Below are 14,113 nucleotides of genomic sequence, written 5' to 3'. Positions count from 1 at the left end.
AAATATGGATGAACAACAAAAAAACCTAGACAATGAAATTCTAAACGAGCTAAAGCAATTGAACAAAAACACATATAACTTAATTTCCTTAATGAAAGCTCGTGAGGAAGATCGTTTGAAGGATAAACAGACACAAGCCACTAAAGATTCCGAGCAAGCCACTTTAGATTCTGAGCAGGCTGTTAAAACGGCTGAGTCACTCGAAGCAGAAAAAGTAAAACAGGAAGCAGACGAGCTTCAAGACAAGCAACGACATGCTGAATTGGTTGGTGAGTTGAAAAAGACCAGTGAAGCAGTGGGCAAAATGAATTTAAGTGAAGATCAAGCAGAAGTTTTGGAAGAGATTAAATCTGTGAATGAAAATCTTCAAACCGTAATAGAGCAACAAGATTCAAGCACGCTGGTTCAAGAAAACTCATTTTCTCTTGGGACACTCGCATTTGCCGGTTTTCTCTTTTGCATAGGCGCCTATGCAGTATTGAAACTAGGCGGATTTGTTTATTCCGAGATAACTAAAAAAGTATTTAGATAAAATGTGGAGGTAATAATTATGAATTATTTTCTATTAGGCGCAACTATGCCGACTTTTCCGACGCTTGACCTTAGCGATCAAATTAAGTGGTTTCAAGATGGAATTACTGGAATCATGTCAGCTAATGCTAGTGTCATTATTATTGCTGGCGTAGTAATTGCCGCTTTCAGTGCCGCAATTTTCTATATCCGCCGATTTGGTAAAAAAGCAGTCAAAGGTTAAATCGTTTGGGCTAGGCTATTGTAGCCTAGCTTTTTTTATTGAAGTAGCTGAGTAACGTGTTGGGATCTCAACACATGTTTGACGAAATAGGAAAGGAAGAAAATATATGCAAATAAAAAAAATCTTTAAAGTGATTGGTACGGTTTTTTTATTTTTTATTTTGGCTGTTTTAGCTTACCTGTTCACGCCGTTTCTGGCGTTGATAATGGTGTCGATGCAGTCAGTGACAGTTCTTCTAGTCGATTTAGCAATTCTATTGGCATTTCTGGCGATAGTGAAGCTACTGCTTCAAGTGATAACAGGCAAAAAGATTCAGGTGCCGACGTTTCAAAAGTTGAAAAAGAAGATTTTAGTGAAGAAAAAGGCTTAATTTCAATAATTCCATTTGCCGATACTGTTAATGATCGGTTGTCTAACCTAGAAGCAAAATTGAATTTGTTAAGGTCTGATTTTGGTTCTCTCGTAACGAAAGTAAATGCTAACAAGGACAGTGCAACTAATGGGATTAAATTGGCAAATGATCGAATTGACCGAGTTAACTCGAGATTGTCGGGTTTGGAACTTGTGTCGGACCTTCTTTTAGCTGAGACAAAAGAGTTATATCAATTGCATAATAAACAGCAATCGTCACTCGATTCTCATAGTGCAAGTATCAAACAAATTTATGGTTTGATTAATGATCAAGGTACTGTTTTAGGTCAACATGGTAATTCGATTAATCAGTTGTATCAGTTACGAAATGAACACCAGAAAATTCTGGAACGACATTCAGAATCATTAAATAGTGCAGGTGAAAAATTGAATGAATTGTATCGGTTAAATGACGATCAAGGTGTTGTTTTAGGTAAACATACTAACTCGATTAATCAGTTGTATCAGTTGCGAGATGAACACCAGAAGATTCTAGAACGACATTCGGAATCGTTAAACTCTGCGGGCACTAAAATTAGCGAGTTGTATCAACTTCATAATAAACAACAAGAGTCGCTTGATTCTCATTCGGTTTTATTAACGAGTCATGGAGCGAGCATTTTACAGCTTTATCAACTTCATAATGCACAGCAAGATTCTATAGATTTACTGAAAGCTGAGCTTTTGGGAGTGATCGCAGCCATTGTAAAAGCTTCGAGCGATAATGTAGGTTTGTGGGACGCTGAGAGCTATGACGGGGGTTCAGTTGGCGAGAAGGACGGGAAAGCAGTAAGGCTATTTAAAAATCAATTTCAAGGGCTAAAAACTCATTTTGCAGGGATTATGAAATATTACTTCAATATGGATGATCCAGAGTCATCTATATATCGGCTAAGATATTCGATTGTGGCAGGTTTTGAAGAAACGAAAGACTTATTAACGGAATGGTTTGTAACGTTGTTAGAGAGCCAAAATACGACAAATAAATTGCTTTTGCTTGCGACTGATTGGCTAGAAATGCAACATGCCTTATTAGACAAGTTACATGATGATCTGATTTATGTGCTGACTGCTTTGAATACTGTTAACACTAATCTAATGACGGTGAATACTACCCTTGGTATGGTCAATTCTAATCTAGGCAAAGTCAATTCCAATCTAGGTGTCATATCGTCTCAATTAAATACGACTAATACGAATTTGAGTACAATTATTACGTATTTATCGCTCCAAGAGGAACACTTTAAAACGGCTGAGCTATATTTACAATTCATTATTGGTTGGTTAGCTGATATTTATGAAAAAATCGGTAGTGAAAGTAATGGCGATTGGATTAAAGAGCTGATAAAAACGTTAGGCGAAGTTTTGCAGACAGCAATAAAAACATTGGGCAGTTTGTTAGAAACGGCTATTCAAGAAGTCGGGTATCTTTTAAGCCAAGTCTTAGAATTTTTAGAAGGATTATTAGATGACCTAGTTCATTTGATCGTTCCTGAAAACCTTGATTTTATTCATGAAAGATTTGACGATACAGGCGATACTATCAAGTTGAAATTTCCGTTTGTTTTCGGTTGGATAGATAGTTTTAAAGGTCTATTCGGTAATCAGTCTAAAATTGAAGACCAGAATTTCAATTTGAACGGAATGTTCGATGGTGAGGTCAAACTACCATTTTCAAAATTAAATGATTTTGCTCCAATAATAAGGGGATTCGCTACAGGCTTTGTACTGTTAGGTTTCTTAATTGATATGTATCATTGGTTCCATTCTAGGGGTGAGGTGGTCGAATGATTGTTGAAATGTTATTCGATCTTTTATTCGGTATCATTGATTTCATTATAGGATTGATACCCTCATTCGATTTTGATTTTAATTTAGGATACATTGGCGAATTAGGAAAAGTATTTAAGTATGTAGATATTTTGATAGACGTAAAAGTTCTTTTAATGATAATTTCAGTAGTTGTCATACGAGATAATTTCGTCTTCTTAAAAAATATTTTTATGGCGATCGTTAAAAAAATTCCTTTTATCAATTAAGCAGGAGCTGAGGCTCGCGCCCGCGCGAGTGTCAGCTCGCTTATTTAAAAGTATATTTAAACGCTGCCGAAAAAAATCTCTTAAGGGAGGAATTACACGATGAAAATACTAAAGTTCATAAAATGGAAATTTGTCGACATGCATAGATATTATCAGCTTATCAAAGAAGGACAAAAGCCTTTCAACGAGTATGGCTTGCGCCTTTATAGTGGTGTGCAAGGTTCAGGGAAAACTATGTCGATGGTAAAGGATTTGATCACGTATAGAGAACAGTATTCTAACTTATTGATTGCTACAAATTTCGGTTATAAGGACGAAGATTTTTCTCTAACCAGTTTGGCAGAATTGCCTACTATTGCGAAAATAGCTCGTGAAAATGGTTATTGTGGTGTTGTAATCGGTTGGGATGAAATTCAAAATGATTTTGATAATCAAACAAGATCGTTTCCGATTACTATTCTTCGTACGATTACACAACAGCGGAAGCAGGGGATAAAAATATTGGCCACTAGCCAAGTATTTACACGAGTGGCCAAGGCTATTAGGGAGCAAACGTTTGAAGTCGTAGCATGTAAAACTTTGTTGGGTCGTTGGACTTTTGAACGATACTATGACCCGATTGAGTACGAATACTTTATTGCTAATCCTGATAAGAAAAATAAAATGAGTTGCTGGCGTAGAAAAAACTTTATTCAAACGGATACTATCCGAGAATCTTATGATAGTTATGCTGTGATCGATTCTCTTGATACTCGTGTAGAAGAAGATGAAAAAGTCATTCAAGCTTTTTTCAATCGTTCGGAAATGACTCAATAAACCTGGAGATATCCATGATCCTTGAGTTGAAAAATCAATAATAAAGCGAATGATCGGCACACCAAGTATTTAATTTCATTAAAGATTTGGAGGTGGACTATGCAATTTTATGAATTGTGTTGTTACTGGTCTGTGGTGATGATGGTGGTAATTATTGGCACAGTAATCTATGAGAATGAAAAAAAGTAAATTCATGATTTGGAAAAATGAGGAGGGGTCTATCCTTATTTTTATAAATCATTTACCGGAGGCGCCGAGGTAGGGCGCTCAAACTTCAGTTTGAAAATTTAACGTGAGAGGGTTGATTGTATGTTTACAGAACATGAATTTTTTTTCGTGGATAAAATCTTTATTTTCGGTTTAAAGGATAGAATGGCTCAATCCATTCAACTGAGAATACCTCATTCAGGTGAGAACTTCAATTTTCCTGTTAAGAAAAGCATTGATTTATCAGAGTTTTCTAGATGGGATCGTGTTCGAATCGAACTCGGCTTAACTAATAAAGGAAATTCTAAATCACCTCATTTTTATATCAGGAGAATTGAACGTTATATTTTGGAAGGAAGTGTCTCAAATTGAAGACTGAATTTCAGGATTCAACCCCCTGTTCTAACAGGGGGGTTATCACTCCAAACACTAACACACTAACATCTTGTGTTGACTGGTTTTCTGCTACTTTTTTTAATTGCAAAAATTGGCAAGAATTGTGCGGAATAATTTGTGTTTCAGAAGGACTTTTTGATGTTAAAGAAAAAGGATTCAACGGTTATTCAAAAAGTGCAGTTTGGGGAAATATCCAAATCTTTTTTGATGGTCATTCAGATAACATGGGAATATTTTTAAATATGTCTGGGCAAAGTTGCAGACAATTCGAGGAGACTTTTGAGGAAACAGGGTGGGGGTGGAGTGATTTTTTTGAATATGTTTTGGGCTATGAAATGAATATCACTCGTCTTGATGTAGCAATTGATGACTTTTATGGATATTTTAAACTCAAACAAATTGAAAGTTGCATTAGACGTGGGTGTGTTTTAAGTAGATTTAAAACTGCAAGAAATTTCGAAGAGTTTATTTTAAAAAATGGGGAAACTAATGGTCAGACTATATATTTTGGTAAAACAGATGTCATCATTCGTTTCTATGATAAATATGCTGAAAGAGTGAATAAAGGGTATGCTCTTAATCGCGAAATAGACTTTTGGCAAAGAACAGAAGTACAGTTGAGGGGAGATAGAGCTAAAGCAGCAGTAGAGACTATCGTTAATAATGAGTTGCAGATAGGAATATTCATTAAAGGGGTCTTGAATCGATATTTGTGTTTTAAAGAAAAGGGTACACAAAAACACCGAACGCAATGGAAAAATTGTCGATGGTGGGATAAATTCCTTAATGGCGTTGACAAAATCCGACTCTCGTTAACAGCTCCCGAAAAGACAATTTTACGTACAAAAGACTGGATTGACACACAAATATGTGCATCAGTCGCAACTCTTTATGAAGCGCTCGGTGATGATCCACTTTTAATTGACTATATATTAAAACGTGGAAAAAAACAAATGTCTGAAAAACAAATAGAAATGGCAAATGATTTTAAAATGAATATCAATCAGAGAATTATGATAAAAGATCAAATAAAAGAATTCATTGATTATCATAGTATTGAATTTGAAAAGGAGTGGATACCTAAGAATTAGCTTTTTTAGATTCCTTGATGAGTCTAACTAATTTGTTTCTATCCCATAATTCAACATTTAATTTCTTAGCAAGTTGTTTGGCTGAATCTGTAAAGTAGCTATTAGTAACTACTATCGCTTGATCGAGAGAGTAGAAGCCAATACCAGAGTAAACCTCCTGAACGGCTTTATTACCAACTTTCTTTTTCCAGCGCTTACATTGAATTCCAATTTTTACAGAATCCTTGCTTGTAATAATATCAATGCCTTGATCGGATTGAGCTGGAGTTAATTTAGGGTTACGGTAATCAAGTTTTTCAAGCAAGTAAGCAATGTAATCCTCAAACTCAATTCCTGACATTGAATCAATCGAACTTAATTCAGCATTAGCAAAGCGTTTAATTTTCGAAATAAATGGAACAATTTCAATTAAAAAAGCAATGATAATTGCTAAAATTCCTGAGTATAAAAATAAAACTTGATCATTAGAGTATTTAAAAAAGTAGATTAATAAACAGATTCCAATGAAAAGAAATCTAAAAGTATCTTTTTTCACGAATAATATCCTCACAAAATAGTAGATTTTAATAGCATTATAGCATAGTTGAAATATTACAAATAGATTAAATAACCAAAAAGTAGACATCAAAATTTAGAAGTCTGCTTACTAAAAATCTCTATTTAACTTTGTTTAATGTATATTATGTAAACTAAAATAAAAAATTTAAAGGAGCTCTTGCTTATGCTCCTTTATCTATTACTCAATAACAAATTTTTTGTTTCTCAATTTTATCTAAGTATTTGTTTGTAGTAGCTTAGAAATATTCCCATAACCTAGTTCATTTGCGTAGTCTTTAGCAGTTTTATCATAATTATCGACAATGTTAGGATCTGCGCCATGTTTTAACAGTTCAGCAACAATATCTTGGTAAACCTGTGAACCGTCTCTTAATGCAACGGCTTCAATCAACGCTGTATATCCATAATCATTTTGATGATTGACATTCACATGACCATCATTTAAAAGGATTTTTACATTTTCTAGATGGCCTTTTTCTGCAGCCGGAATTAATGCGTTTCCACCAAAACGATTCGTAATCGTTTGATCTGGCGTGCTATTAGACAACATATAAGCTAAAATCTCTGTTCTGCCTTCTGCACCTGCATACAGATATGGACTGTCCTGAATAGTATCCTGTTGATTGATATTTGCGCCTGCCTTAATCAAATTTTTGGCAATTTCCACTTGATTATTATGAACGGCAATCATTAAGGGTGTTTCTGCTTTTTCATTCATTTCGTCAATCGGATACGAGGGAGATTTAAGAATCTCTGTTACTCCATCAAGATTATTAGCTGAAACTGCCTGTAGCAAACTTCCTGAAGCATAAGTCAATGTCTTCTCCTCCTTTGTTTTTTGTGTACTGGATAATTTGCTTTCCGAGTTTTTCGAAGAAGTCTTGGGTATCGATTCATCACTTGAAGAGCTACTCGTTTTTTTATTTGATGAACCAAACTGACAGCCCGTTAAAATAAATAAAAAAAGCATCATGATAATGATTTTTTTCACACTATCTCTCCTCCCGTAATTATTTTCTATATTCACAATCTGTGTTTCAGATAACTTCTCTTTCTTTTTTGCACATTATAGCATTCATGAGATAAATCATTCCTATAGAATGCTTCGATAAAAGAATCATTCTAATTCATAAATCATGTTTATTAAGATTTGCTTATGTTCTTTAAGGCAGCAAATATAAATGCTGATGTATCAAGGCATTTTACGGTACTTGGTTTGACCTTCGATTAAAAAACCGATAAACTATTTAAGGAAATGGAAAATAATGATGAGGAGCATGAAAATGTCTCGTTTAAAAAAATATAATGAGTTTATAAATACTAGAGTTGGCTTTTTCAGCCTGCTGATCGGTTTGCTTTGGCTGAAAAATATGTTTGCTTATGTGGTTGATTTTCATTTAAGTATTCAAAACCCGATGCAATTATTTATTTTATTAATCAATCCATTAAGTGTTTCGATGCTGTTAATCAGCATTGGTCTTTTTATTAAACGTTCAAAGGTCGCTTATACGACTTTATTTATCATTTATGGGATTTTGTCAATCTGGCTCTTTTCTAATGCTGTCTATTATCGTGAGTTTACTGATTTTATTACGATCAATACGATGCTTGGTGCGGGTCAAGTTTCAACTGGGTTAGGTGAAAGCGCCGTTCGTCTTTTTCGCTGGTACGATATTTTTTACATCTTAGATTTATTTGCTTTACCTGTTCTGCTTTTTAAGAAGAAAATTATCGTTGAGGAAAAACATCCGCGTTTTCGTAAAGCGGCGGCTCTTTCCGCCCTCTCCTTACTAATATGCAGCGGAAATATTTTTCTGGCTGAAATAGATCGTTCCGGACTTTTGAGTCGGCAATTTTCTCGTGAATATTTAGTTAAATACCTTGGTGTCAATGCTTTTACTGTATATGATAGTTATCAAACCTTTCAAAATAACCAAATCCGAGCAGAAGCAAGTCCAAACGATTTGAAGGAAGTTAAAAGTTATATCAGAGAACATTATGCTGAACCTAATGATTCTATGTTCGGTATTGCTAAAGGGAAAAATGTGGTCTACATTCATTTGGAAAGCTTCCAGCAATTTCTAATTGACTATCAATTAACTGATGAAAATGGTGTTAATCATACGGTGACGCCGTTTCTAAATAGTCTGTATCATGGGGAAAGCACTTATAGTTTCGATAACTTCTTCCATCAAGTGAAGGCTGGGAAAACTTCAGACGCGGAAACCCTGATGGAAAATTCTTTATTCGGATTGAATCAAGGCGCATTATTCACACAATTAGGGGATAAAAATACCTTTGAAGCAGCACCGAATATCTTAAATCAAAAAGCTGGCTATACATCTGCTGTATTCCACGGACATTCTGCGTCTTTTTGGAATCGTGATAAGACCTATAAGCATTTAGGCTTTGATTATTTCTTTGATTCTTCTTATTATGATGTGAATGATGACAATTCCTTCCAATACGGAATGCATGATAAGCCCTTCTTAAGTCAGTCGGTTCAATATTTGGAGCATTTACAGCAACCGTTTTATGCGAAGTTCATAACTGTGTCTAATCATTACCCTTATTCTAGTTTCAAGAATGACGAAGATGGATTCCCTTTGGCAACCACTAAAGACGAAACAATTAATGGTTACTTTGCCACAGCGAATTACTTGGATACCGCTCTCAAAGAATTCTTTGATTATATGAAAGCTAGTGGTCTATATGACAAATCCATTTTTGTTTTGTATGGCGATCACTATGGCATCTCAAACACACGTAATAAAGAATTGGCTTCTCTGCTTGGAAAGGATTCAGATAGCTGGACCGATTTTGACAACGCTCAATTACAGCGTGTTCCGTTTATGATTCATGTTCCTGGCACGACAAACGGCGGCATTAACCACACCTACGGCGGACAGGTCGATGCTCTCCCTACTCTGCTGCATTTATTAGGGATTGATTCTAAGAAATATCTGCAGTTGGGACAGGATCTATTTTCAGCTGACCACAAACAGGTTGTCGCGTTTCGCGATGGGGATTTTGTTACACCGCAATATACTTTCTACGGCGGAAAAATGTATGACAATCAAACAGCTCAAGTAGTTGATGAACCAACACCAGAACAGGAAAAAACCTTTATTGAATTGAATCAGGCTGTTGACGAGCAATTGATCACCTCTGATAAAATCACAAACGGCGACTTGCTGAGGTATTATCAAGATAGTGGCTTGAATTCAATTGATCCAAGTTCATATGATTACCGCAACCAGAAAGAACGTTTGGAAGAAATCGAACGACAAAAAGGAGCGCAGTCTTCTAGCTTGTATAGTGAGAACAATCAACGATCAACAGTTGGTCTATATAAAACGAAATCCTATCAACAATATGAGTAAAATAAAAAATCCTCCAGTTTTTTTGACTGGAGGATTTTTTTAGCCTTGTCTTCTTTGTAGAGCTTCTTTTTTTAATTTGCGTTGAGCTTTCTTCGAACCGCGATCAATATCACGACGCTCCTTACGCGTATGGAAGTCTTCGAATAGATTTTCAAGCTCATAATCTACTGGGTAAAGTTCACTAGCCCGGAACTCGAGCTTGATTCGGCGCTTAGGAACTTCGACAAACTGTTCATTTAAAAAGACTGTTACATTATCCGTAAATGGAACTTCCTGATAAACAAGGGCTGATTCTTGCTGTTCTAACAAGAAAACTTTATCGCCTTTATAATAAGTCATTTCAATAGATTCAGATATCTGCTTTTTAGCTTTCTTTTTAAAGCTTTTCTTTTCAAGACTATAGTTACGATCTGTAAAATAATTTTGTGCTTTAGTGATAATCTGATCAGAGATCGCCATTTTCTTAGCAATCCACAGAGCATTACTTTCTCCCGTTTGTCCGATTAATAAACGATACTTCGGCGTCAAATGCTCAGCATCAAAATCCATAGCTGCGGTAATGAAATCCGGATGTTGTTCAGCAAAACGCTTAATCTCACCGTAATGTGTAGTAGTTATTAGAATACTCCCTTTTTGATAGAACTCTTCCATGATCGCAATCGCTAGGGCAGCGCCCTCATTCGGTTCGGTCCCGCTCCCTAATTCATCTAATAAAATTAGGCTGTTCTTATGCGTTTGTCGGAGAATTTCGGAAATATTTTGCATATGACCAGAAAAAGTACTCAAAGCATTCTCGATACTCTGTGCATCACCGATATCAACAAAGATCTGATCGAAAATGGCGATCTCTGTTCCATCTTTGGCCGGGATTTGTAAGCCAATCATCGTCATCAGCGTCATTAAAGCAACGGTTTTTAAAACGACGGTCTTCCCACCGGCGTTTGGTCCGGTGATGGTTAAGCCGCGATACTCTTCGCCGATGGTTAAATCAAGCGGTACAGCTTTTTCAATCAGCGGATGGGTGGCAGATACCAAGTGAATATACCCATCAGTATTTATCTCTGGTGTTATGCCCTTTAACTCACGACTGAACTTTCCCCGAGCAAAAATATGATCAAACTCAGCAATAATTTCAATATTTTGTTGAATTAATGGGAATGCTTCAGCTAGCAAACCCGTCAAAGTTGCAAGAATTTGATAAACTTCTGACTCTTCAACAAGTTTATGATAGGTCAATTGCTCGTTCCAACGACTGACGCTGCTAGGTTCGATATAAGCAGTTGTTCCTTTACTTGAAAGCTCCACGATCGTTCCTTTGACTTGTTTCTTATAGGCGGCCTTAATAGGTACCGTAAAAATATCATTTCGTTTAGTGATGATCGCCTCTTGCATTTTCTCTTTATTTTGACGAATAAATTTCTTCAATAATTCTTGAATTTTATCTTGTGTTTCTGCAATATCTCGCCGTGCACGACGCAGTTCACGACTGGCATCATCAACAATCCGACCATTACGGATCACCTGGTAAATTTCTGCCTCAATTTCATTGAAATCATTTAACCCTAGAGCATAACGATTCAATGTTGGAGCAATACTTTGGTTCTTCTCGAAGAATTGCTGAATCAAACGTAGACTACGTAAGAAGTCTGCATATTCTAATAATTCTTGAGGGGTTAGGACAAACCCTTTTTCTAGTTGATTGGTGATATGTTCGATGCTTTGCAGCCCCATAAATGGTACATGCAGATTGCTATCAAGTAAGTTTTTGGCTTCGGTTGTTTCTGTCAGCCTTTTTTTAACAACTGAAAGCTTAGAATGTGGCTGTATCCCTTCTATAAGTTTCTTACCAAAACTGCTAATTGCATAGCTGCTTAGTTGTTGTTTGATTTCATTAAATTGGGTTTTTGTATATGTTTCGTTATTCATGGTCTCTTCCTTTCGATTGAAAAGACACCTATCGAGGCTTTAGGAAACTTAGCAGTAATGTCATTATGAATTTCGTATACATATGATTTTATCAGCTATGGGAGTACGGATAAACAGACTCTCAGCTAGCTCACTTATAAGGAAGCATTTTTCCAAAAAGCGGAAAAATAATCCTATTTTCGTACGCATACGATTCCACTAGGTGCGCTAAAGCGCACAGTGGAAGTCACAAAAAAAGCTGTGAAGATTCCTCTTCACAGCTTGAATTCGAGTTCATCAGCTTTGATAGGTATCATCTAATTTGGCATGCGAAATAAACCTGTTAAAACAGTCTTTTTTTCGCTATCAAGTTACTCCAAATTAAATAACTACACTCACCAAGACACCTCATAATTTTTGTTAAGTTTTCTTATTCCTAGTCTAACCTGACTGAATATTTTTGTCAAATCCAGTTAAACAATTACGCGATTGTGGCTGGAACTGGTTTTACGCCATCATTGATAAAGTACACTTGGTACCAAGTCAAAAATGTGTAGATTGTCCAGATTTTACGACGACCGTCTGCTGTTCCAGCGAAATTATCGTCTAGTAGTTTCACAATTTTCTCTTGATCAAAGAACTCTTTGACAAAGTCTTGCGTAAAGACATCCCGCACGATTTGATAAAATTTCTCCTCACGCAACCAATCTTTGATCGGCACTGGGAAGCCCAATTTTTCACGATTGTACCATTCCTCTGGCAAATGACGCGCGGCCGCTTGACGGAAGGCAAACTTCGTATTTTCAGCATTGATCAAATATTTGGTTGGTACAATTTCAGAGACCTTCATCATTTCTTTGTCTAGTAGTGGTACCCGAACTTCTAATGAATTAGCCATTGCCAATTTGTCAGCCTTCAAGAGAATATCTTTCGGCATCCATTGGTGCATGTCCAAGTACTGCATTTTTTTGATTTCAGACATATCTTGAACTTTTTCGTAGTGAACATCAACAATGTCTTTGATCGTTGGACTTTGTTGGTATTCAGGCTGTAAATAGTCAACTGCTTCATCTTCTTCAAAGACCTTCGCTTGACCAATAAAGAACTCTTCCGCTGGTGCTAAAGAAGTGTACAAATGCAATGCACCTTTAAAGGTTTTGCCCTTCAACCCTTTAGCGATCGAGTAACGCATGCCTTTCGGTAATTTTTTCAAACCTTCCGCTACAACCTTAACTGCTTTTGATTTCGTGTTCATTCCATAAGCCTGGTACCCAGCGAACAATTCATCAGCGCCTTCACCACTCAACGCCACCCGTACATCACGGCTAGCAAGTTCAGTTAAGAAATACAGCGGCACACATGAAGGGTTAGAATCTGGTTCATCCAAATGGTATTGGATCAACGGGAAGTATTCGAAGGCTTCATCGCCGGTAACGACACGAGAAGTATTGTTTAAATCAATTAAATCAGCCAATTTTTTGGCTTCAATCGATTCGTTATAAGACTTGTCCCCGAAACCAATCGAATAGGAATGTTCTGGGCGTAAGACAGCTGTTACGTAGCTTGAGTCCACACCAGATGACAAGAACGAACCAACTTCAACATCGGCAATTCGATGCGCTTCAACTGATTTCACCACGGTATCATCGATTAAATCAACGGTTTCTTCCAAAGTCATATTGGTTTCTTGCTCTTTCACATCCCAATATTGCTGAATGTCTAATTTGCCATCTTTGTAGATAAAATAATGGCCTTCTTTGATCCGATAAACATTTTTGAAGAAGGTTTCATCCAGTGCTGAATATTGGAAGGTCATATAAGGTTTCAAAGCTTCCTTATTTAGTTCTTTAACAAAGTTTGGATGCTGCAAGAAGCTCTTGATTTCTGAGCCGTACATAAACGTTCCATTCATTATGGTGTAATAAAGCGGCTTAATTCCAAAATGGTCACGAGCGCCAAATAATTCTTGTTTTTTCGTATCCCAGATGACGAAAGCAAACATGCCGCGAATTTTTTGTAATAAGTCAATTCCATATTCTTCATAACCATGTAATAGCACTTCAGTATCTGCATGTGTTGTAAACACATGGCCTTTTGCGATCAAATCTTCGCGAATACTTTGGTAGTTATAAATTTCTCCGTTAAAGGTGATAATTTTTGTACCGTCTTCATTTTTGATTGGCTGTGTACCGCCTTCAAGGTCAATAATACTTAAACGACGGAAACCTAAAGCAGCACCTTCATCAATAAATTGTCCAGCGCTATTAGGTCCGCGGTGAACGATTGTATCCATCATATTTTTAACAATTTGTTCTTTTTGCGTTGTATCTGAACGGTCAATAAATCCTACAATTCCACACACAATCTCTACCCTCTTTCAAACATGGTAAACTGATACTCTTTCATATCAACTTTCAAAGTATATCATAGGATTTACGGACTTTCACGAGTGAACGTGATTTCCTATAAAAAAAGCTCAAAAATTTAATTTTTTTCAAAGGGAAAAGAGCAGGGTTTTAAAATGAGTCAGATTTAGAAAGGATTCGCGAACTC

General features: G+C 36.3%; 13 protein-coding genes. 9 read left to right on the top strand and 4 right to left on the bottom strand.

Annotated features, from left to right (window positions below):
- Positions 1–4 precede the first annotated feature (4 nt).
- The 8 genes from AUF14_RS05935 (at position 5) to AUF14_RS05900 (ending at position 5,714) form a co-directional block, all read left to right on the top strand.
- A complete protein-coding gene (locus AUF14_RS05935) occupies positions 5–532 on the top strand; it encodes a hypothetical protein (protein WP_049221573.1) in 528 nt (175 codons plus the stop codon).
- A gap of 18 nt (positions 533–550) precedes the next feature.
- A complete protein-coding gene (locus tag AUF14_RS05930; RefSeq protein WP_049221577.1) occupies positions 551–754 on the top strand; it encodes a hypothetical protein in 204 nt (67 codons plus the stop codon).
- A gap of 106 nt (positions 755–860) precedes the next feature.
- Positions 861–1,124, top strand: coding sequence for a hypothetical protein (locus tag AUF14_RS05925; RefSeq protein WP_049221580.1), 264 nt, complete (start codon positions 861–863; stop codon positions 1,122–1,124).
- A 59-nt stretch (positions 1,125–1,183) separates the two neighbouring features.
- A complete protein-coding gene (locus AUF14_RS05920; RefSeq protein WP_127478969.1) occupies positions 1,184–2,956 on the top strand; it encodes a hypothetical protein in 1,773 nt (590 codons plus the stop codon).
- Entirely contained in the window at positions 2,953–3,204 is a 252-nt protein-coding gene (locus tag AUF14_RS05915) for a hypothetical protein (protein WP_049221586.1), read from the top strand. Before AUF14_RS05920 ends, AUF14_RS05915 begins: the two co-directional genes overlap by 4 nt.
- A 99-nt stretch (positions 3,205–3,303) precedes the next feature.
- Positions 3,304–4,020 carry an ATPase gene (locus AUF14_RS05910; protein ID WP_102865943.1) on the top strand — a complete coding sequence of 239 codons (717 nt, stop codon included), beginning with the start codon at positions 3,304–3,306 and terminating at the stop codon, positions 4,018–4,020.
- A gap of 309 nt (positions 4,021–4,329) precedes the next feature.
- The gene (locus AUF14_RS05905) at positions 4,330–4,599 is read left to right on the top strand and encodes a hypothetical protein (protein ID WP_049221590.1); all 270 of its coding nucleotides are present in this window, start codon (positions 4,330–4,332) and stop codon (positions 4,597–4,599) included.
- The gene (locus AUF14_RS05900) at positions 4,596–5,714 is read left to right on the top strand and encodes a replication initiation factor domain-containing protein (protein ID WP_102865942.1); all 1,119 of its coding nucleotides are present in this window, start codon (positions 4,596–4,598) and stop codon (positions 5,712–5,714) included. Before AUF14_RS05905 ends, AUF14_RS05900 begins: the two co-directional genes overlap by 4 nt.
- Here the strand turns inward: AUF14_RS05900 and AUF14_RS05895 are convergent.
- Both AUF14_RS05895 and AUF14_RS22345 read right to left on the bottom strand, forming a co-directional pair.
- Positions 5,704–6,249, bottom strand: a complete 546-nt coding sequence (locus AUF14_RS05895) for a restriction endonuclease (protein ID WP_053089565.1) — start codon at positions 6,247–6,249, stop codon at positions 5,704–5,706. The genes AUF14_RS05900 and AUF14_RS05895 overlap by 11 nt on opposite strands.
- A gap of 237 nt (positions 6,250–6,486) precedes the next feature.
- Positions 6,487–7,263 (bottom strand): ankyrin repeat domain-containing protein, encoded by a 777-nt coding sequence (locus AUF14_RS22345; protein WP_127478968.1) that lies wholly within the window; start codon positions 7,261–7,263, stop codon positions 6,487–6,489.
- A 292-nt stretch (positions 7,264–7,555) separates the two neighbouring features.
- On the opposite strand from AUF14_RS22345, the gene AUF14_RS05885 reads away from it, so the two are divergent.
- Entirely contained in the window at positions 7,556–9,655 is a 2,100-nt protein-coding gene (locus AUF14_RS05885) for an LTA synthase family protein (protein WP_049221598.1), read from the top strand.
- A gap of 39 nt (positions 9,656–9,694) precedes the next feature.
- Here AUF14_RS05885 and AUF14_RS05880 read toward each other — a convergent pair whose 3' ends face one another.
- Together AUF14_RS05880 and asnB are read right to left on the bottom strand one after the other, a co-directional pair.
- Positions 9,695–11,581: an endonuclease MutS2 gene (locus AUF14_RS05880; RefSeq protein WP_049221601.1), complete on the bottom strand. Its 1,887-nt coding sequence runs from the start codon at positions 11,579–11,581 to the stop codon at positions 9,695–9,697.
- A gap of 460 nt (positions 11,582–12,041) precedes the next feature.
- Positions 12,042–13,922 carry an asparagine synthase (glutamine-hydrolyzing) gene (gene asnB / locus AUF14_RS05875; RefSeq protein ID WP_016180265.1) on the bottom strand — a complete coding sequence of 627 codons (1,881 nt, stop codon included), beginning with the start codon at positions 13,920–13,922 and terminating at the stop codon, positions 12,042–12,044.
- Between the last annotated feature and the right edge of the window lie 191 nt (positions 13,923–14,113).

It is taken from the genome of Enterococcus avium (assembly GCF_002891025.1).
Classification (GTDB): Bacteria; Bacillota; Bacilli; order Lactobacillales; family Enterococcaceae; genus Enterococcus_A; species Enterococcus_A avium.
Note: the sequence above shows the minus strand (reverse complement) of the source record. Positions and strands in the feature narration are given on the sequence as shown.

Bases quoted from the DNA above. Each gene is read 5' to 3' on its own strand.
- AUF14_RS05935 (WP_049221573.1), top strand. From the start codon at position 5: ATGGATGAACAACAAAAAAACCTAGACAATGAAATTCTAAACGAGCTA.
- AUF14_RS05930 (WP_049221577.1), top strand. From the start codon at position 551: ATGAATTATTTTCTATTAGGCGCAACTATGCCGACTTTTCCGACGCTT.
- AUF14_RS05925 (WP_049221580.1), top strand. From the start codon at position 861: ATGCAAATAAAAAAAATCTTTAAAGTGATTGGTACGGTTTTTTTATTT.
- AUF14_RS05915 (WP_049221586.1), top strand. From the start codon at position 2,953: ATGATTGTTGAAATGTTATTCGATCTTTTATTCGGTATCATTGATTTC.
- AUF14_RS05910 (WP_102865943.1), top strand. From the start codon at position 3,304: ATGAAAATACTAAAGTTCATAAAATGGAAATTTGTCGACATGCATAGA.
- AUF14_RS05905 (WP_049221590.1), top strand. From the start codon at position 4,330: ATGTTTACAGAACATGAATTTTTTTTCGTGGATAAAATCTTTATTTTC.
- AUF14_RS05885 (WP_049221598.1), top strand. From the start codon at position 7,556: ATGTCTCGTTTAAAAAAATATAATGAGTTTATAAATACTAGAGTTGGC.
- AUF14_RS05880 (WP_049221601.1), bottom strand. From the start codon at position 11,581: ATGAATAACGAAACATATACAAAAACCCAATTTAATGAAATCAAACAA.